General features: G+C 55.7%; 18 protein-coding genes, 1 pseudogene and 1 riboswitch. Of the genes and pseudogenes, 10 read left to right on the top strand and 9 right to left on the bottom strand.

The window, feature by feature from the left end:
* Positions 1–33 precede the first annotated feature (33 nt).
* The 8 genes from GS630_RS01970 to GS630_RS01935 all read right to left on the bottom strand — a co-directional run bounded on the left by GS630_RS01970 (position 34) and on the right by GS630_RS01935 (position 9006).
* Positions 34–783 (bottom strand): basic amino acid ABC transporter substrate-binding protein, encoded by a 750-nt coding sequence (locus GS630_RS01970; RefSeq protein WP_171176963.1) that lies wholly within the window; start codon positions 781–783, stop codon positions 34–36.
* 27 nt (positions 784–810) lie between these two features.
* Positions 811–1851: a LacI family DNA-binding transcriptional regulator gene (locus tag GS630_RS01965; RefSeq protein ID WP_171621044.1), complete on the bottom strand. Its 1041-nt coding sequence runs from the start codon at positions 1849–1851 to the stop codon at positions 811–813.
* Positions 1851–2600 (bottom strand): sugar phosphate isomerase/epimerase, encoded by a 750-nt coding sequence (locus tag GS630_RS01960; RefSeq protein ID WP_171621043.1) that lies wholly within the window; start codon positions 2598–2600, stop codon positions 1851–1853. The genes GS630_RS01965 and GS630_RS01960 overlap by 1 nt, the downstream gene beginning before the upstream one ends.
* Positions 2601–2681: 81 nt before the next feature.
* Positions 2682–3764 (bottom strand): ABC transporter ATP-binding protein, encoded by a 1083-nt coding sequence (locus tag GS630_RS01955; protein WP_171621042.1) that lies wholly within the window; start codon positions 3762–3764, stop codon positions 2682–2684.
* Between the two features lie 3 nt (positions 3765–3767).
* Positions 3768–5423 (bottom strand): alpha-glucosidase, encoded by a 1656-nt coding sequence (locus GS630_RS01950; protein WP_171621041.1) that lies wholly within the window; start codon positions 5421–5423, stop codon positions 3768–3770.
* Between the two features lie 9 nt (positions 5424–5432).
* Positions 5433–6581, bottom strand: a complete 1149-nt coding sequence (locus GS630_RS01945) for a carbohydrate ABC transporter permease (RefSeq protein WP_171621040.1) — start codon at positions 6579–6581, stop codon at positions 5433–5435.
* 3 nt (positions 6582–6584) lie between these two features.
* Positions 6585–7592, bottom strand: coding sequence for a carbohydrate ABC transporter permease (locus GS630_RS01940; RefSeq protein WP_171621039.1), 1008 nt, complete (start codon positions 7590–7592; stop codon positions 6585–6587).
* Between the two features lie 55 nt (positions 7593–7647).
* The gene (locus GS630_RS01935) at positions 7648–9006 is read right to left on the bottom strand and encodes an ABC transporter substrate-binding protein (RefSeq protein ID WP_171176949.1); all 1359 of its coding nucleotides are present in this window, start codon (positions 9004–9006) and stop codon (positions 7648–7650) included.
* A 218-nt stretch (positions 9007–9224) separates the two neighbouring features.
* Between GS630_RS01935 and GS630_RS01930 the strand changes: the two genes are divergently transcribed.
* From GS630_RS01930 to GS630_RS01895, 9 genes and pseudogenes are all read left to right on the top strand, one after another.
* The gene (locus GS630_RS01930) at positions 9225–10256 is read left to right on the top strand and encodes a LacI family DNA-binding transcriptional regulator (protein ID WP_171176947.1); all 1032 of its coding nucleotides are present in this window, start codon (positions 9225–9227) and stop codon (positions 10254–10256) included.
* 6 nt (positions 10257–10262) lie between these two features.
* Positions 10263–11564 (top strand): annotated as a pseudogene (locus GS630_RS22350) (GH1 family beta-glucosidase); the annotation flags it as partial.
* A gap of 45 nt (positions 11565–11609) precedes the next feature.
* Entirely contained in the window at positions 11610–12590 is a 981-nt protein-coding gene (locus GS630_RS22345) for an ROK family protein (protein ID WP_348540082.1), read from the top strand.
* A gap of 39 nt (positions 12591–12629) precedes the next feature.
* Complete coding sequence (locus GS630_RS01920) at positions 12630–13556, top strand: carbohydrate kinase (protein ID WP_171621037.1); 927 nt, start codon at positions 12630–12632, stop codon at positions 13554–13556.
* Positions 13557–13571: 15 nt separating this feature from the next.
* On the top strand, positions 13572–14237 hold the full coding sequence (locus tag GS630_RS01915) for a D-lyxose/D-mannose family sugar isomerase (protein WP_171238308.1): 666 nt from the start codon (positions 13572–13574) through the stop codon (positions 14235–14237).
* Between the two features lie 99 nt (positions 14238–14336).
* A riboswitch (cobalamin riboswitch) is annotated at positions 14337–14535 on the top strand.
* 238 nt (positions 14536–14773) lie between these two features.
* A complete protein-coding gene (locus GS630_RS01910) occupies positions 14774–15130 on the top strand; it encodes a DUF1636 domain-containing protein (RefSeq protein ID WP_171176939.1) in 357 nt (118 codons plus the stop codon).
* A complete protein-coding gene (locus GS630_RS01905) occupies positions 15127–15903 on the top strand; it encodes an ABC transporter ATP-binding protein (RefSeq protein ID WP_171176937.1) in 777 nt (258 codons plus the stop codon). The genes GS630_RS01910 and GS630_RS01905 overlap by 4 nt, the downstream gene beginning before the upstream one ends.
* Positions 15904–15915: 12 nt before the next feature.
* Complete coding sequence (locus GS630_RS01900; protein ID WP_245223154.1) at positions 15916–16866, top strand: ABC transporter substrate-binding protein; 951 nt, start codon at positions 15916–15918, stop codon at positions 16864–16866.
* Between the two features lies 1 nt (position 16867).
* Positions 16868–17878, top strand: coding sequence for an iron ABC transporter permease (locus tag GS630_RS01895; RefSeq protein WP_171176935.1), 1011 nt, complete (start codon positions 16868–16870; stop codon positions 17876–17878).
* Positions 17879–17880: 2 nt separating this feature from the next.
* Here GS630_RS01895 and GS630_RS01890 read toward each other — a convergent pair whose 3' ends face one another.
* Positions 17881–18771, bottom strand: a complete 891-nt coding sequence (locus tag GS630_RS01890; RefSeq protein ID WP_171176933.1) for a LysR family transcriptional regulator — start codon at positions 18769–18771, stop codon at positions 17881–17883.
* Positions 18772–18886: 115 nt separating this feature from the next.
* Between GS630_RS01890 and GS630_RS01885 the strand changes: the two genes are divergently transcribed.
* Positions 18887–20437 (top strand): proton-conducting transporter membrane subunit, encoded by a 1551-nt coding sequence (locus tag GS630_RS01885; protein WP_171621036.1) that lies wholly within the window; start codon positions 18887–18889, stop codon positions 20435–20437.
* The last annotated feature ends 13 nt before the right edge of the window (positions 20438–20450 follow it).

The raw sequence follows: 20450 nt of genomic DNA, 5'->3' as shown, positions 1-20450 counted from the left end.
AAAATTCCGCCGGGGCCGTAAGGTATTCAGAGTTCAGTTTGTTCCCCAGTATTTGGCTTTCAGCTTGTCCAGGGTGCCGTCGTCCTGAATCGCGGCCAGTCCCGTGTTGATGGCATCAACGGTTGGGTCGCCTTCCTGAAAGACGATGCCCAGCGGGTCGGATTGCAGGCCAGTGATCCCAACGGTCAACTCGCCTGCAAACTCCTGCTCATAGGCCGACGCCGAGGTGCCGTCGATGATGACCCCCTGTACGTCGGCGTTTTGAAGCGCCAGAATGGCGGCCGAAAAATTGTCATACAGACTCACATTCTCGCGGCCCACCAACTCTTCCGCGAGTTGCGCGTTGGTCGTACCGGTCTGTGCCGCAAGCTTCTGGCCTCCTGCCTTGAAATCTTCCAGCGTCATATCCGCATTGTCGACCTGAAGAAGAATGGCCTGGCTGACAACGATGTAAGGTTCGGAGAAATCCATGGTCTCTTCCCGTTCCGGTGTGATCGAAACGCCCGAGATCACCAGATCGAACTCACCCTGCTGAAGTGCCGCGAAGATCCCGTCCCAAGCCGTGTTGACGAAATTCGGAACGCAATTCACGCGCTCGCAAATGGCATTCATGACGTCGACGTCAAAACCGACAATCTCGCCAGTTGTTTCATCCACGGTTTCCATCGGTGGATATGTCGCGTCCGTCCCGATCTTGAGCACACGGCCTTCCAGGTCGGCGGCAAAGGCGGCAGGTGCGGTCATCGCAGAAAGCGCCGCCGCTGCAAGTAAATGTTTGAACATGTTTGGTTTCTCCTTTGTTGGACTAAGTCAAATCGCCGGTTCCGGCGGTGGCGTGTCAGGTTGCCGCTCGATCAATTGGGCCCTGATCTTTTTTTGAATCGTGGATGGGTCGGCTCCGGCCAAGGCTTGCAGCATAAACTCGCCCAAGAGGCGGCTGGTCTCGCCAATGGGCAGATAATAGGTGCTGGGCGGGGGTACGAAATACTGGCTGAGTTTCAGATCATCGTTTGAAATGACCACAACATCCTGCCCCACCCTCACCCCTTGTTTTGCTGCCGCCGACAAGGCCCCAAGGGTCATCGCCTCGTTGGCGCAAATGATGGCGCTTGGCGGTTTGGGCAACTGCATAAGTGCCGCGAAAGCCGTTTGGCCGGTCTCTGCTGTTGTTGGACCGGTCGCAATCAGCGTAGGGTCAAAGCCAAGCGCACCCTTTGACAGAGCATCGGCATAGCCCAGGCGTCGTTGCAGGGCATAGACGAGGTCATCCGGGGGGTTAATCAACGCGATCCGGCGATGGCCAAGGCCAATCAATCTGGCCGTCGCTTCATACGCCGCAGTCTCACTGTCGAGATCAACATATGCATGTGGCAGGTCGCTGCTACTCATGCCGTAGGTGACAAAGGGAAATGCCTCAGCCTGAAGATACGCTATCCGCGGGTCGTTCACTCGCGTGCCCGAGAAAATCACACCATCGGCCAGCCCTTCTTGCACGATCGAACGCAGAGTCTTCAGTTCAGTATCGTCGCCGCTTGTGCTGAAAACACTCAATTGATAGCGCGATCCCTGAACCGCTTTGGAAATCCCGGCCAGAATTCGTGTGAATTCAACGCCTTCCCATTCCTCAGCGGCATCTTCCGAAACGCTGACCAGAACAGCAATCCGATAGGATTTATTGGTCCGCAACTTAAGTCCATCAAGGTTTACCCGATAGCCCAGAGCGGTCGCTGCCTTGTGGATTTCATCCCGCGTTTCTTGTTTCACCGAGGGCGCATCCCGTAAGGCGTTCGAAACCGTTCCGACAGAATAGCCAGTCTTCTTTGCAATTGATTTTATTGTCGCCCGCGCCATCAGGTAATCCCGATCAGACGTTCGGTCAGGAACCCCCGTCCCGTGTTCAATGTACGTCTGTGATCTAAGGTTTCGTCATGTTCGACAAACAAATCGGAACAATTGCTGTCTGCGAGTGCCTTCAATACAGCGTCCCAATCCACGACGCCCTCCCCCAGATCGCGCCAACGCTCGTCACCTGTGCCACAGTCTGGATCCGCATCCTTTGCATGAATAGACAGGATTCGGTCCGCATGACGTTTGATCATTGCGGCAGCATCTAGGCCAGCAACTTGCAACCAACCTATATCTGGCTGCCAGTAGATATTCCCTTGCGAAAGGACTTGATCCAGGGGCGTTTCACCCTTTGCCCCCACCAGATCAAAGTCGTGATTGTGATAGGCCAGACGGATGCCGTGCTCGCTTAGTCGATCAGCCCATTCTGACAACTGGCCCGACACTGCCATCCATCCCCGGGCAGTGTCGGGCCGCGCCTGGGGCGCCAGCCAAGGCATGACGGCCACCTGGCATTCCAAAAGGTCCATGACCTCGACAATGTCATCGAAACGCGTGTCGAACTCTTCCCAGTCAAAATGTGCAGACCGAACGTTAAGACCGGATTGATGAATGGTACCCGCCATCTGCTGCGGGTTCAGTTCATGCAGCCCCGTGGTTTCGATATCCTCAAATCCGCAAGCTGCAACCAGACGTAACTGGTCTGCCAGATCACCGCATTGCCGCACTGTATAAAGCTGGGCTGAAACTCTCATTCCCCCACCATTGAAACGTTTCAATTATGGTGGAATATGAGCAGTTGAGTTGTCAAGCTTCGCGTTGATTAGCCGCCGTTCTCACTTTCGCATCGATACGCCGTTGTGGAACAAGTGTACTTTTTCAGGGGCTGCGGTCACGGAAACGGTCTGTCCGCGCATCTTCCGTTGAACTCCTGGCAGTTTGGCAATCGGCGCTTCAGCGTCCGTGGTCTTTTCGAAGTACAACAGTGTGACCTCGCCCAAAGCCTCGGTGAAATCCACCTTTCCGGTCAGGATCGCGGTATCGTCAGTCATGACAAAATCTTCGGGTCGTACACCGATATTGACCTGCTTGCCCAGATCGCTGTCCTCGGTCGGGATCGCGGAAACGGCGGTGCCGCCAGACGCAAGCTCCACAGTCGTTGTCGCCCCCGTTCCGGTGATCGTTCCGGGTAATAGGTTCATTGACGGCGAGCCAATGAATTGGGCCACAAACTCGTTATCGGGCGTCTCATACAGTTCAAGCGGCGTGCCCACCTGCGCAATACCCTTGTTGGCCAATACCACAATCCGGCTGGCCAATGTCATCGCTTCGACCTGGTCGTGGGTCACGTAGATCATGGTGCTGTCGGGCATGGCCTCTTTCAGGCGCGCAATTTCGATCCGTGTTGCCACCCGAAGGGCTGCGTCAAGGTTCGACAAGGGTTCATCAAACAGATACACCTTTGGGTCGCGCACAATGGCGCGCCCGATGGCGACCCGCTGGCGCTGACCGCCGGACAGAGCTTTGGGTAAACGGTCAAGAAAGGGTTCGAGTTGCAGAATTTGGGCGGCTCGATCTACCGCAGCATCTATTTCACCCGCAGGCATCTTGGCAATTTTCAGTGCAAACGCCATGTTTTCGCGCACGGTCATATGGGGGTACAGGGCGTAGCTTTGAAACACCATCGCGATGCCGCGTTGTGCGGGCGGAACATCGTTCATGACCTGCCCTTCGATTTCCAGCGTCCCGCCTGTGATCTTTTCCAAACCGGCTATCATCCGCAGCAAGGTGGATTTGCCACATCCGGAAGGACCAACAAAAACGACCAGTTCGCCCTGCTCTATGTCGAGATTGATGTTCTTCAGAACGTCAACAGGGCCATAAGACTTGGCGACACCTGTAAGGTTGAGTTCAGACATGCCTTACCCCTTTTTCCGAGCCATCAGGCAGAACTGCGAAGCCGTCAGAGTGATTGAATTTCCGCCTTCAATGCCACCCAGCTCCTGACCAATGGTCTGCCAATTGCCGTCAGGCACTTTGATCTCGGTTTGATCTGATCCGAGATTGAACGCACAGAAAATTTGCTCGGAGCTGTCTTCACGAATGAAAGTCAAAACTGAGCCTATTTCGTTCATCTCAGAAAGACGTCCAGATGCCAGAGCCGGGTGCGCATGACGCAGCGCGATGGCGCGACGATAGTGGTTCAGCATCGATTGCGGGTCCACTTCGGCCCGATCGACCGCGTGTTCAGCCTGTTGGACGCTGACCGGTAGCCAGGGTTCTGCGGTGCTGAAGCCTGATTGTTCATGCTGCGCTTGCCAAACCATTGGCGTACGGCAACCGTCGCGGCCTTTGAATTCGGGCCAGAATTCGATGCCATAGGGGTCTCGAAGCTTCTCAAACGGCACATCTGCTTCATGCAGGCCCAATTCTTCGCCTTGATACAGGCAAGCCGAGCCGCGTAGGCACATCATGAGAACCGCATGCTGTCGGGCTGCGGCGTCATCTAAGTTCCAGCGAGAGGCATGGCGTTGCACGTCATGGTTTGAAAACGCCCAACAGGGCCATGCATCACCTGCCTTGGCCTGCAATTGGCCAAAGACATGTTTGATGTAACTGGCTGTAAGCGCGCGTTTCTCGAGGAACTCGAACGCATAGCACATGTGCATCCGCTGATCGCCCGAGGTGTATTCACCCATGATCTCGAGCCCACGCTGCGCATCGCCGACCTCGCCCAGACACGCACGGCCTTCGTATTCGTCCGTAAGCGCCCTCAGCCGTTCAAGGAATGCAATATTCTCGGGTTGGCTTTTCGAATACAGGTGGTCCTGATGGTTGTACGGGTTGACTGCTGGTGCGATCGTCGCGTTGCGCTGATCCATTGGCAGAGCTGGATTGTCGCGCAATTCCTTGTCATGGAAGTAAAAATTGATTGTGTCCAACCGAAAGCCATCTACGCCCAGATCCAGCCAGAACCGTGCGACGTCCAGCAAAGCATCCTGAACATCCGGGCAATGGAAATTCAAATCCGGTTGCGATGTCAGGAAGTTATGCAGATAGTACTGCAGGCGACGAGAGTCCCATTGCCACGCCGAGCCGCCAAAGATCGACAGCCAGTTGTTTGGTGGTGTGCCATCCGGCTTGGGGTCAGCCCACACATACCAGTCGGATTTCGGGTTCTCACGGCTGCTGCGGCTTTCGCTGAACCAAGGGTGCTGGTCCGACGTGTGCGACAGAACCAGATCGATCATGATTTTCAGTCCTTTGGCATGCGCCTGATCCAGAAGCTCTTTGAAGTCCTCCAGCGTTCCGAACATGGGATCGACATCGCGATAATCGCTGACATCGTATCCAAAGTCTTTCATTGGTGACTTGAAAAACGGTGAGATCCAGATCGCATCAACACCCAACGACGCGATATAGTCCAGTCGCGCGGTGATGCCTTTCAAGTCACCGACCCCATCGCCGTTGCTGTCCTGAAAACTCCGCGGGTAGATCTGATAGATCACCCCTCCTCGCCACCAATCCGAAGACAGTCTTGTTGCTTTGCTGTGTTCAAGGTTGTTCTGCACGTTCATCAGACGCCTCTATTTAACAGATCCGGCCAGAAGGCCCCGGACCAGGTATTTTTGCATTGCGAAAAAAACGACCAGCGGCACAAAGATTGAGACAAAGGCGGCGGTCGCAAGAATTTCCCAGTTGCCGCCACGCGTCCCCAAAAGCTCGACGATGCGGTTGGTCATCACAGTTGTCTGGCCGGTCGCATCGATCAGGAAGACCTTCGCAACCAGCAGGTCGTTCCATGTCCAAAGGAACTGGAAGATCGCGAAAGACGCCAGCGCCGGGAAGCTGAGCGGCAGGATCAGCTTGGTAAAGATCTGGAACTCGGTGGCGCCGTCGACGCGTGCGTTTTCGATCAGGTCACGCGGTAATCCGGCCATGTAGTTGCGAAGCAGATAAATCGCCAGGGGCATCCCGAACCCGGTATGTGCCAGCCAGACGCCCAGATAACCCTTGCCGATGCCGATATTCAGGTGGAATTTCAGCAAGGGTATCAGGGCCAATTGAAGCGGAACAACCAACAGCCCAACAACCGCCGCGATCAACAGCGCCCGACCGGGAAAATCCATCCAGGCCAGCGCATAGGCCGCAAAGGCGGCAACCAGAATCGGGATGATTGTTGCCGGGATCGTCACGGTCAGCGTATTGAAGAACGCCTTGGCCATACTGTCCGTACTACTCTGATCCAGAAGAACTTTCTGGTAATTGTCCAAGGTGAACTCAGGCGGCAACTCGGCCGTCACAAAGATACGCGCGCCGCGGTTTCCGGTGAACTCTTCGCTGTTTTCCATCCGATAGTTTCCAACGGCATCGACGGTGATGGTGCCGCCTCGGCGTAGCTCGACCGTTTGACCGGGCTCAAAGGCATCCACATCACGCGAGCTGATACCCCATCTCGAAATTGTGGCTTGCTCATCCGCGCTGAACAGCGCGCCCTCAATGACATACAACCCGTTTTCCAACGCCTGTGTTTCAGGCGCGGCGCTGCGAAGGGTCAGATTCTGCTCGGATGGAAACAGCGATCGCCACCACCCGCTTGATGAGATTTGGTCGGCTGTCCGAAAGGACGAGACCAACAGACCCAAAGTTGGAATGACCCACAACACCACAAGAAAGATGACCGAAAGGTGCACAACCCATCTGAGCGCGGGTTTGGTTCCAGCAATATCGCTCATGGCTTACTCCATCTCCTTGCGGGCGTTGCGCACATTCCACACCAGGATCGGAGCAACCAGCAGCATAATCACCATGGCCGAGGCTGATCCGACGCCCCAGTCATTTGCCCGAAACAGCTTGTCGTACATGTAGTTGGCCAGCACCTGTGTCTCCCACTGGCCGTTGGTCATGGCAAAAACGATGTCAAAGACCTTGAGCACGGTGATTGTGATTGTCGTCCAAACAACAAGGATTGTTGTTTTGATTTGGGGCACCTTGATCTTGAAGAAAATCTGGAACGGATTCGCGCCGTCCAGAATGGCTGCTTCGATGGTTTCTTCGGGGATACCGCGCAGAGCAGCCGACAGGATGACCATGGCAAAACCGGTCTGAATCCAGACCAAAACGATCATCAGGAAAAAGCTGTTCCAGAACGGGACCGTCAGCCAGGTTTGCGGTTCGGCCCCACCGAAAAAGATATAGAGCGCGTTTAGGATGCCAATCTGGTCTTGTTCTGCAGGACGCGCATCATAAACCAGTTTCCAGATCACCGACGCGCCCACAAAAGAAATCGCCATCGGCATGAAGATCAGAGATTTGGCGAAGTTGCCCCAGCGGATCCGGTCAGTCAGTTGCGCAACAAGCAGACCAAAGGCTGTGGACATGGCTGGTACGACGATCAGCCAAAACATGTTGTTGCGCATGGCCTCCCAAAATTTGGGCTCAGCCGCCATCTGTGAGTAATTGTCCAGACCCACCCATTTGTACCCGCCGCCGGGCACACGCTCCGTGAGTGACAGGCGCAGTGTTTCAACAACCGGATAGGCCAGATACAGCCCCAGCGCAGCAAGCGCAGGGAACAGAAACAGCCATGGTCGGATCATGTTGGCCCGGTTGATGTTGCGCCCCGCATTCGGCCCGTGCGGCGGGAACAGGACTTTGTCTAGAAACTGGTTGGAGAGGTAGAAATAGCCCACGCAACCAGACACGCCGATGGCGATCGTCAGCAGGCCTTGAAGTGCCGGTGTCATGGTGCGCTCATCCGTTTGGCAAGCAGGGCGATCCTAAGACCGCCCCAGCGGTTGATCACTTGGCTGCGTCCCAGGACGACTGGATTTCGCCGGCCACGGTGGCTGCGTCTTTTGCACCCGATGAATAATCTACCATCCCGGTCCAGAAGGTACCGGCACCAACGGCACCTGGCATCAGGTCAGACCCGTCAAAGCGGAAGGTGGTGGCATTGGTCAGGATTTCACCCTGCCCGCGCTGGGTGTCGTTGGAATAGTTTTCGGGGTTCGCACCAAGATGCGGTGTCAGGAAGCCGTCTTGTGACATCATGATCTCATGCGCAAAGGGTGTCTTTAGGAACTCCATGAACGCTTCGGCGGCAGGGTTTGGGTTGGTGACTGTAAACAGCGTCCCCGCCCCAAGTACCGGAGTACCCAGATCCTTTTCGGCATAAGCCGGGAAATAGAAGAAATCAGCATCAACGCCCAATTCGGTGCCCTCAGGGAAGTACGCCGGAATAAACGACGCTTGGCGGTGCATCATGCAGGCCGGGGGGCTGTCGAACAAACCCTTGGGGCTGTCGCGGAAGTCAATCGCGGCAGTGTCGTCTGCATCCCCGACAACATAGTCGTCGTTGCGGGTAAAGCTGCCATATTCCTCAATTGCGGCGATCACCCGAGGATCGTCAAACTTCATCTCATTCGACACCCACTGGTCATAAACTTCCGGTGGCTGAGTGCGCAGCATCAGGTCTTCTACCCAGTCAGTCGCAGGCCAACCGGTTGCGCCTCCTGAAGCCAGACCAACGCATAATGGGGTTTCGCCATCTTCGACCATCTGGTCCATCAGAGCTTTGAACTCTTCCATGGTCTCCGGTACTTCGTATCCAAAATCTTCAAAGTTCTCGGGGATGTACCAAACCAGAGACTTGACGTTTACGTTGAAGAAAAAGCCATAGAACTCGGCAGCGCCTTGATCATTCTCGAACGTGCCCAGATCGACCCAGGACTGACCTGCAGCAAAGTTATCTTTGATCCAGTCAGCAGACCCATCCGCAAGTGGCGTCAGGTACCCCTGCTTCGCAAGGTTTGCCGCCAGACCAGGCTGTGGAAACACTGTCAGGTTCGGCGCCGAGCCCGCCGCTGCATCAATGAGGATTTGTTGCTCAAGCGAATCTGAACCTACGTAGCTGGAGTTTGCGCCTGTTGCTTCGTCGAAATACGCAACAAGGTTCTCAAAGGATTTGCCCTCACCCGCTAGCCAGGGGCCAAAGATGGTCAGGCTTTCCCCGGACAGATCGTTAGCATCGGCAAAGGCCTGGAACCCGTCCCAGTCAAAGCTGCCTTCACCTGCGGCGTGGATCAACTCACCCTCCGCCTGAACCGACCCAGCCATCAGGGCGAACATCGCCGCACCTGCATAAAGCGAGTGTTTCATCTAATCCTCCTCCCGAATTTTCACGCGCTTAAAGACTCACTTTCAAAGCGCTTTGGATGCAACGTGTTATCCGCTAACACTTTCATTCTGTCAATCATTTGCTGCCTTATGCTGAAAATATTAATAAATTTGGCTATAACGGTAAAACAAGTTGACGGGCGCTCAAATTGGCCACACAACAAATGTTGCAGATAATTGAAGGCGCTTTGAATAGCAAAATGAACCTGAAGCAGCTCTCGGAAATCCTGGGCCTTTCGCAAACAACGGTGAGCCGCGCGCTGAACGGATATCCGGAGGTCAGTGAAGGAACGCGTGTACGTGTGCAAGCCGCCGCGCAAAAACATGGATATCGCCCCAACAGCCGGGCGAAAGGGCTGGCGACAGGGCGATCCATGGTCATCGGTCATGTGATCCCCAGTTCGTCGCAGCATGAAATGGTGAACCCCATCTTTGGCGACTTTGTTGCCGGTGCCGCGCGGAAATATGCGGAATATGGCTACGACTTGATGTTTACCAACGCCGACGACACTTCGATCGAAGAAGCCTATCGCAGTCTTTTTCAGCGGGGTGCGGTCGATGGCGTTGTCCTGCAGGGGCCGAAAGTAAATGAGCCTCGGATCGCTGTTCTGAAACGCATGGGCGTGCCGTTCATCGTGCATGGGCGTTCGACTGGCGTAGATACGCCTTACGACTGGATCGACGTGAACAACAAAAGCTCGTTTCTACGGGCGACGCGGTTTTTGATTGATTTGGGTCATCGCCGGATCGCCTTGATCAATGGCCTGGAAGATATGGATTTCGCACAGCGCCGACGCGCCGGGTATCTGGAAGCGCTCAAGCAAGCTGGCCTTGCCGCCGATCCCGAACTGATGCGCAGCGCAGAGATGACGGAAGTGTATGGCCATCACGAATCGCGAGGTATGTTGCAGCTTGAGAATCCGCCAACCGCCATATTGGCGTCCTCGATGATTTCCGCCATAGGAGTAAGGCGTGCCTTGGATGAAGCGGGCTTGAAGATGGGGCGCGATGTTTCGGTCATAGCGCATGACGACGACTTGTCTTATCTGAAGAACGGTCAAGACGTTCCTATTTTCACTGCAACCCGATCATCCGTCCGTCACGCCGGGGAAATGGCGGCAGAGATGTTAATTGAACGGATCAAGTTCCCCGATGATGCGGCCAAATCCAAATTGCTGGAGGCTGAACTGGTTGTCGGACGCTCAACTGGCCCTGTGCCCAACAGGACGTAACAAAGAATGAAATACACTCGCTCTGACTTCCCAAAAGACTTCCTTTTCGGGGTCGCAACCTCAGCTTATCAGATCGAAGGGCATGCACAGGGTGGTGCCGGGCAAACACACTGGGATACGTTTGCGGCCTCACCTGGAAACGTGGTTCGTGGAGAAAATGGCGATCTCGCCTGTGATCATTTGAACCGGTTCGAACAGGATTTCGATCTGGTGCGCGAGGCGGGGTTTGACTGCTATCGGTTCTCAACCAGTTGGGCGCGGGTGATGCCGGAAGGTCGCGGGCAGGTAAATCAGGCCGGTTTGGATTACTATGATCGACTTGCCGACGCGTTGCTGGAACGCGGAATACGGCCCTGCGTAACCTTGTATCATTGGGAGCTGCCCTCGGCCCTGGCGGACCAGGGGGGGTGGCGCAATCGCGACATTGCAGGATGGTTTGCAGACTTCACCGAGGTCATCATGGGCCGCATCGGGGACAGGATGTACAGTGCCGCACCGATCAACGAGCCATGGTGTGTCAGCTGGCTAAGCCATTTCGAAGGTCATCACGCCCCGGGCCTGCGCGACATCCGCGCAACGGCCCGCGCGATGCATCACGTTTTGCTGGCGCATGGTCGCGCCATTCAGGCCATGCGTAGTCTTGGGATGAGCAATCTGGGCGCGGTGTTCAACCTCGAATGGGCAGACCCGGCCGATGACAGCGTCGAGGCGCGGCTTGCTGCGGACCGGTATGATGCGATTTACAATCGGTTCTTTCTTGGTGGCGTCTTCAAGAAACAGTACCCCAAACTGGTGTTGGATGGGCTTGAGCCACACTTGCCATCTGGTTGGCAGGACGATTTTGAAACGATTGGGACTCAGGTCGATTGGTGCGGGTTGAACTACTACACCCGAAAGTTGATTGCCCCGAGCGATACCGCGTGGCCCAGTTTGACCGATGTTCCCGGACCACTGCCAAAAACGCAGATGGGGTGGGAAATTGACCCTTCCGCCCTGACCCGATTTCTTATTCGAGCACAGAAGGACTATACGGGCGGGCTACCAATCTATATCACCGAAAACGGAATGGCGAGCGCAGAGCGCGTGCGGGATGAGGACCGTATCGAATATCTTGATACACACCTTGCAGCCGTGCTGGACGCTTTGGCACAAGGTGTTCCGGTTAAAGGCTATTTTGTCTGGTCTCTGCTGGACAATTACGAATGGGCCTTCGGGTACGAGAAAAGGTTTGGACTGGTGGACGTGGATTTTGAAACTCTGGAAAGAACGCCCAAAGCGTCGTTCGCGGCGCTGAAATCCGCCCTTTCAGAGGGGCAGAACGTCTCTCTTCCGTTAGCGCAACCATCTGGTTCTGTGCATGAACACTGGAATTTGGTTGCAGACATTGGCGGAACAAACACCCGTCTTGGCGTTGTGACAAATGGCGAGCTAACGGACCTGCGCAAGCACCCTACGGGCACATTGGACGATCTGCTGAACGCATTTCACTCTCTGCGAGATGAGGTTGGCACAAATCCTCAGGCGGTCGTTGCTGCTGGGGCTGGTCCTGTAAGAAACGGAGTCATCCGTCTTACAAACGCTAATCTGGACTTGTCCGAGGTTGAACTGGCGCAGGCGACCGGGGCGGAGCATACTTTTGTTATTAATGACTTCACAGCGGCAGCTTGGTCAGTTGCTGACGTCAAACAGAACGAAGTTTCGGTTTTGCAAGGTCAGGCGAAACCGCCTGTGGGCACGCGTTTGGTGGTTGGCCCCGGCACTGGGCTTGGTGTCGGAGCTTTGTTGTTTTCTGAAGGGCATTATCACACGGTTTCCGGCGAAGGCGGCCACGTGGGACTGTATCCGCGTCACCGCGACGAGGTAGAGATCTTTGAAGCAGCCCGCCGAATTGCACCTGAATGCTTTTTCGGGAACAGCCTGGCTCTGGAAGCGGAAATGTTCCTCAGCGGAACGGGCTTGCCCATCCTGTATCAAGCCGTTGGATTGGCGGCTGGAAACGCACAGCCTTCATTGCGCTCTGCCAAAGAGATTTTGGCCGAAGCCCGCGATGCCTCGGACCCCATCGCAGTCAAAACAGCGCAGATGTTCACCACGCATCTGGGCGCACTTATGGGCGACATGGCAGTTACTCTGATGCCTGCCGGTGGGGTATTTCTTGTGGGCGGCGTCGCCGAGAAAAACCGCTGGCTCTTTGATCAGGACTTCAAGGACGCGTTCAACGGCGGTGGACGTTTTAGTGAGTTGCGAAAGTCATTGAACCTATACGTCTCAGAACAAGCCGAATTTGGCATCATAGGTGCAAATAACTTTTGCAAGAACGCGCTCAAGCGTTAAGCGACGTACCCCTCAGGAACTCCAGGAAAGGACTGTCGAATGATCTTGTGCTGCGGGGAAGCCCTGATTGATATGATCGCCGAGCCGACAGTTTCCGGTACGCACGGCTTTGTTCCGCATACCGGTGGGGCGATCCTGAATACAGCAGTCGCCATGGGGCGTCTAGGCGTATCTGTGGGGATGCTGACGGGCATTTCAACGGACATGTTCGGCCAGCAGTTGATCACCGCATTAAACGCCAGTCACGTTGATACATCGCATGTGATCGTCTCGGATCGCCCCAGCACACTTGCCTTTGTTCAACTTCAAGATGGGCACGCAACCTACAGCTTTGTCGATGAAAACACGGCTGGGCGTATGTTGACGCCGGAAGATATGCCAGATCAGCTTCCAGCAGTCTCTGCTTTGTATCTAGGGGGTATTAGTGTGGCGTGTGAGCCCTGCGCGGATGCCTACGCGTCATTGTTGAAGCGTCATGGTGGCGAACGTGCGGTGATGCTGGATCCGAACATCCGTCCGGGCTTCATCGAGGATCAGGCCCGGTTCCGAACACGCCTGAACCACATGATCGCGCAATCCGATATCGTCAAAGTTTCCGACGAGGATCTGGACTGGATCATTCCCGGTACCGAGCCCGAGTCGGCGAAAGCCGCGTTGTTGTTGCAGGCCGGGCCAACGGCGCTGATAGTGACCCGGGGCGGTGATGGCGCACATGGGTATCTGGCAGATGGATCAAAGGTTTCGGTGCCGGTGAAACAGGTGCAGGTCGTAGACACGATCGGTGCCGGCGATACGTTCAATGCTGGTGTGCTCACCGCACTCAGCCGTGCTGAGAAACTGACCAAACAAGGCGTGCGAAACCTGACCCCAGAAGCGTTGCGCGCGGCCATGGAACTGGGAGCCGAAGTCGCCGCTGTAACCGTATCCCGTGCCGGGGCCGAGCCGCCCTGGGCGCATGAGCTTTAATTCTTGGAAAAACCAATGAAACGATCCGAAATTAACCGCATCAAGTCCGAAGCGCAGGCTTTCATACAATCCTTTGGAGCCGTGTTACCACCTTTTGCCGATTGGTCGCCCGATCAGATGCGAAGTCCTGTAGCTGAAACGATCCGCAGTCGGGGGCTGGGCTGGGACATCACCGATTACGCTCAGGGTCGGTTTGACGAACTCGGCCTGTTCCTCTTCACTCTGCGCAATGGTGAGGTGAATGATCTGAAATCAGGTCGCGGGATGTTGTATGCGGAAAAATTGCTGATCTCGAAAGATAAACAACTGTCTCCGATGCATCGTCACATCGTAAAGGCCGAGGACATCATCAATCGCGGCGGGGGTGATCTGGTGCTGGAGATTTACGCATCTGACCCTGACGGGGGCATCGACCGGAACACGCCAGTGACGGTACCCAGCGATGCCTGCCCTGTTACGTTGCAACCAGGTGAGCATTTGCGGCTGAAACCGGGGCAAAGCGTGACCCTTATGCCGGGTGTCTGGCACGCATTCTGGGCAGAACACGGCGATTGCCTTATTGGAGAGGTTTCGACTGTGAATGATGACCGTACGGATAATGTCTTCGAAGATTCCATCCCTCGGTTTTCACAGATCGAAGAAGACGCTGCGCCGGACTTCTTGTTGGTTTCCGACTATTGATATCAACCAGGCTAGAACCGGCCAACGTGAATGTGAGCCGCGCCCAGATGTTTTGGATCGGCTCGACTGCTTCTCCTTCTTGACAAGTCCAGCACCGCCAGCCTAGCTGAGTTGGATGGTTCCGAAAGGGATGAAAATGGGAATACGGTGCGGCGCTGTATTGCGCCAAGTCCGTGACTGCCCCCGCAACTGTAAGCGGAGAGCGACGCCACTGCGCCACTGACCCCGAAAGGGTTGGGAAGGTGGGCCAAGCTTTGACCCGCAAGTCAGGAGACCTGCCATCCGATGTTTAACCAACCCGGGGCGGGGCGTCCTGGAAGGAGGCTTTGATGGCACGGTTTTCGCGTGTTTCCATTTTTGGCACCTTCTGTCCGCGCTTGGTTTCAAGCAGAGCGGACAATGCAACAGGTGACTGATAGCTTTATCCTCAACCCCAATACCTATTGTGCTGTGGCCTCGCGAAAAGATCGCGATTCTCAAAATAGTAATGTTATAACATTGTATTGTAGTTTGATCAGCGGTAACCGGTGCGCACAATGACGAAAACTGCAGATCATTTCCTACTTGTATGCACGACATGCACAGGCGCGATGTCCACCGATCAAGTGAGTGGCGCATTGGCGCGAAAACTGCCCGAAGGGTTTGCAATCCGGGAGGTCGCGTGCATGGCGGGCTGCGACCGGCCAACCACCGTCGGTTTTCAGGCACCGGGCAAGGCGCAGTATTTGTTTGGTGACATCGTTTCGGAACAGGATCTGGATGCAGTGGTGGAATTCGCCGGGCAATATCAGCTCAGTTCCGATGGTTGGACAAACGCAACTGACCGCCCGCTAACACTGTTCACCAAAACCTTGTCGCGCATGCCTGCCTTGCCATCGCAGAGGCCGTCATGAGTTTCCTGGCTGTCGAAAACCTAGAATATTATGCCTTGAACGGTGATGTGCTGCTTCAGGATGTGTCCTTTGGCTTGGAAGAAGGATCAATTCTGGCGATTGCGGGACCGAATGGGGCTGGGAAGACTACGCTGCTCAAGCTGCTTTGCGGAATCGAACGTATTGCGCTGGGTGATGTGCAGATAAAAGGTCAAAGCCTGCGCACCTTGTCGGCCCATGAACGCGCGCGGACGATCGCTGTGGTTGGCCAACAGGAAATGCCGGATAGTCGGTTGCGATTGCACGACTATGTTGCACTTGGCCAAATTCCGATCAAGGCTGACAAGTCCGCGTCTGAGCACAGGGAAGATCTTGACCGGGTTTTGGAAACAACGGGTTTAATGCACCTTTCCCGCAAACCTATGGGTCAGCTATCGGGGGGTGAGAGGCAACGGGCGCATATCGCACGTGCGCTGGCTCAAAACCCGTCTCTGTTGTTTCTGGACGAGCCGACCAATCACCTAGACCCGGATGCCAAGGGGCACATGTTGTCTTTGGTCGCTGAATTGGGCGTGACGGTTGTCATGATCGTCCACGATCTGGTCATGATCCCGGAATTTGCCACTCATGTGGCGTTAATGAAATCAACACGTCTGACAGGGTTTGGCCCTGTCAACGATGTTCTGACAACGGATCGTGTCCGCGACACGTTTGGAGTGGATTATCTGTGTTTCCAGCATGAGGGCCGCATGATCCCTGCTCTGGATATTCGAAAACGTAAACTGTCATCATAACAGGAGCTTACAATGATGCAGAAACTCTGGCCTGTGGCTGTGTTCACTGGCCTGGCAAGCGGCGCAGCCGCGGATGCCATTACAGTGGACAATTGCGGCGAGCCACTGGTTTTTGAAACAACGCCAGAACGGCTCGTTGTTCACGACATGAACATGACTGACATGGCGTTTGCTTTGGGTCTGCAAGACAAGATCGTCGGCCTGACCGGCATCACAGGCTGGTACAAGACCAGCCCGGATTTTGATGCACAGCGCGGCGACATCCCCGAGTTGGCTCCGAAATATCCTACAGTTGAAAACCTTGTCTCTGTCGAACCCGATATGTTTTTCGCTGGTTGGTATTACGGAATGCAGCCAGGTGGCGAAGTGACCCCAGACACGCTGGAACCCTTTGGCATCAAGACCATGGTCTTGACCGAAAGCTGCGTGCACCTGAACAAAGACCGCCCCGAAGCCAGCATGGATCTGCTGTTTGACGACGTCCTGCGTTTGGGCCAGGTGATGGGTGTCGAGGCTAAGGCGGAAGACCTTGTCTTGGGCTGGAAAGTCCAGTTGGATGCCCTTGAGGCAAAAACCGCCGATCTGGATAAACCTCGTGTTTTCCTGCTGGACGGGCCGGCAGATGCGCCTTTTACCGCAGGTAAATTCGCCATCCCGGACGCCATGATTGCCGCTGCGGGGGGTGTAAACGTCACACATGACATGGATACCAGCTGGGGTCGCACCTCTTGGGAAACCGTGGCAGCCGCAAACCCGGAATTCCTGGTGCTACTGGACTATCAAACAGGAAATGGTGCAGAAGATACCTTCCAGTTTCTGAAAGATCATCCTGTCATGTCACAAACCGATGCAGTCAAGAACGCGCGCTGGATCGGCCTGCGTTACGAGGAATTGACACCCGGACCGGCAAATATTGAAGCCATTGAAAAGATGGCCAATGCGATGCATCCGGAGACCAACTGACATGGTCCATTTGGGCCGATCGATCTTGCTGGGGGCGGTCATTCTGACCGCCCTTTTGCTGCTGTCTACGATCTATGGCACAACCTCGATCCCAATGGCCGAGGTCTTTACCGCCATTGGCTTGGGGACCGGCCTGACAGAAGGTGAAATGTCCCCGGTGCATCGGATCGTTTTCGACCTTCGCCTCCCCCGAGCCTTGTTCGCCGCTGTGATCGGCGCAGGGCTGGGCGTAGTTGGCGTGGTTTTGCAAACAACCACGCGCAACGATCTGGCCGATCCGTTCCTTTTTGGCCTGTCCTCGGGGGCGGCGGCTGGGGCCGTTCTTGTCATAACGGTCACTGGCGATGTGCTGGGGGTCTGGACCCTGCCTTTGGCGGCGTTTTGCGGGGGGCTAATAGCCTCTGGCATTGTTCTGGCTCTGGTTCAGGGTTTGCGCACAAGTGCGCCGGAAAAGCTGATCCTGGCCGGTTTGGCTGTGTCTTTCCTGTTTTCCGCGATTACAAATTATTTGATTTTTTCCGGCGACAGTCGTGCGGCGCATTCGGTTATCTTCTGGATGCTGGGCGGATTGGGTCTTGCCCGATGGCAGACCTTTCCACTGGTCCTGACCGGGCTTGCCCTGATCCTAAGCTACGCGCTTTATCGCAGTCGCTGGCTGGATGCCCTTTTGACCGGAGATTTCACTGCGTCGTCACTGGGAATTCCCGTCCAGGGTCTTCGATTCCGAATGTTCTTTGTGGCTGCGTTGGCTACGGCCAGTTTTGTGTCCGTGGCTGGTGTCATCGGATTTGTTGGGCTGATGGTGCCTCATATTGCGCGCGGCATTGCTGGTACGCTGCACCGAAACCTGCTGATTACCTCGGCCATCGTAGGGGCGATTCTGCTGACGCTGTCGGATATTCTGTCCCGCCTGCTCTTGGCCCCACAGGAACTGCCCGTGGGTATCGTGACAACGTCTATCGGGTCTCTTTTTGTTTTCCTGTACCTGTTCAAATCCGCGCGTGGTGACTGACCTCAGACACCGTCCTGCGTGTCCGATCCATGCGACAAGAGCTCTTGCACCAAAGGGTTCGGGAACCGGCGTTTGAACGTGATCGCGTGGAAGTTTTCCTTGATTTTCGGGTGCTCTTGCGCCTCGACCAGACGACCCGAAATCAACTCATCCTGAACAACGATCGGAGCCACCAGAGCCAGCCCGATATCCTCCCGTGCAAGCAGCCGCATCATCGCCATGTCGTCCACCTCGGCTGCCACCTGAGGGCGCACCGACATGCGGCTGGCCATGGCATCAAAAGCCGTGCGGACACTGTTGTTCGTTGTGGGCAGGATGAAGGGTTGTTCTTCCAATAGATCCCGTATTGAACGTGTCGGTTTCAGACGATCGGGGGTTCCGACGATGCTCACCGGTTGTTCGGCCAAATGATGAGTGACAAAGCTGGTCAAACTGTCGCTTGCGGGTTCGTGGTTCATCAAGACCAGGTCGAAATTCAGCGTTTCGAGCCCCTCCAGCAACTCGCTTGGGCTACCGGACCTTAAAATAACCTCGACGTCTGCGCGCGCCAAAATGGGCCGCAAAAAACGAATCTGAAAGTTGCGAGAAAGGGTGGACTGTGCCCCAACCCTAAGAGCTTGCCGCGTATTCCCCGCGTCCTGCAAGGTTGCCACAAGTTCCTGACCTGTCGCAAAAATCGCATCGGCGTGGTCCAGAGCGATATGTCCGGCTTCGGTGAGATGCAGCTTGCGGCCCCGGCGTTCAAACAGCGGATGACCAAGCCGGTCTTCCAGTTCTTTTATCTGCACCGACAAGGCCGATTGAGAAAGATTCAAACGCTGCGCCGTGCGGGTCAAGTTCCCGTCATGAGCGACGGCCCAGAAGTAGCGCAGGTGATGATAGTTGAGCGGCATATCGTTCTATTTATATGAACGAAACACATCAAACAATGTATTTTTCTTATGTTGCACTGCGAAATATGTCGAACGGAACAAGTCGAGTCAGTATCGAACGTCAAGGGACACACGCATGAGTTACCTGCTTCTACCCCTCCTAAGTCCAATGATCTTGTTGGGATCTGCATATTACTGCAGCCGACATCCGGGGATGCGTCCGGGCAATTTGCCGAAAGTCGCAGAATGGGCGGCCCTGGCGGCATTTGGCGTGTCTGCCTTGGCGGTCATGCTGCTAATTGCAAAAGGGTCCGGGACCTCGACGATGATCGGCTTTTGGGGAGTGGGCCTTTCGGTCCGGTTGGATGCTATAAGCGCCACAATGTTGGTTCTGGTCAGTTTCATTGGCTGGATCGTATTGCGGTACTCTGCAACATACATGGACGGAGAACCAAGGCAGGGTGCCTTTAGCGGTTGGATGTCTGTCGCGCTGGCCGCCGTTCTTTTGTTGGTGATGTCCGGCAACATCGTCCAACTGCTGGTCGCCTGGATTGCAACAAGCCTGGCACTGCATCAACTGCTGCTGTTCTACCCCGAACGTACCACGGCACAACGCGCAGCGCGCAAAAAGGCTGTTGTGGCGCGAATCAGCGAAGTTGCGCTTGGTCTGGCCGTTGCCTTGCTGATCATCGGCTACGGCACCACCGACATCGCTACGATCCTGTCAGAAGCACAGCCGACAGTAACCACAATTGTCGCCGCCCTGTTCATCGCACTGGCGGCCGTACTGGCTTCGGCCCAGTTCCCGGTCCATGGGTGGCTGACCGAGGTGATGGAAGCACCAACCCCGGTCTCGGCCCTGTTGCATGCGGGCGTGATCAATGCGGGCGGGTTTCTATTGATCCGCTTTGCGGATGTGATGCTGGTGGCTCCTGGAATTATGGCCTTGTTGGTCATGCTGGGCGGTTTCACCGCGCTGTTCGGAGGCTTGGTCATGCTGACGCAGCCCGCGGTCAAGACATCCCTGGCGTGGTCAACAATTGCCCAGATGGCGTTCATGATCATGCAGTGCGGTCTTGCCCTGTTCCCGCTGGCGCTGCTGCACATTGTGGCGCATTCGCTCTACAAGGCCCACGCCTTCCTGAGCGCGGGTGAAGCTGTGCGCAACGTGGCCGCCATTCGCCGTCCGGGGCCGGTGGCAGTACCAAGTGCCCGCAATGTATTGCTGGCCTTTGCAACCGGCATTCTGATCTATGGTGCGGTGGCTTCGGTGTTTGGAATCGACGGGAAATCTGTTCAGGCCATTGCCTTGGGTGTGATCCTGATCTTTGGCGTCGCCTACCTGCTGGCGCAAGGCTTTGCGGATGCAGCGCCCGGTGCGCTGACCCGGCGCACTGTCATCTATGCGGGTGCAACATCGGTCAGCTACTTCGTTCTGCAAATCGCTGCGCAGAATCTAACGGCGGGCACCCTGCCGCCTACGCCTGCTGCAGGACCGCTGGAATGGGCTTTGATCGTTCTTGCGCTCATCAGTTTTGGCGCCGTGGCGCTGGCCCAATCGACCTTCCCGCTCTGGGCCTCGCATCCGGCGGCGGCGGGAATGCGGGTGCATTTGTCCAATGGACTTTATGCCAACGCAATCTTTGATCGGCTGCTGGACGGGTGGTCCACGCGCCGGACTGTGTGAAAAGGGGATCAGA

The sequence above is a fragment of the Ruegeria sp. HKCCD7303 genome (assembly GCF_013111185.1).
Taxonomy (GTDB): domain Bacteria; phylum Pseudomonadota; class Alphaproteobacteria; order Rhodobacterales; family Rhodobacteraceae; genus Ruegeria.
Note: the sequence above shows the minus strand (reverse complement) of the source record. Positions and strands in the feature narration are given on the sequence as shown.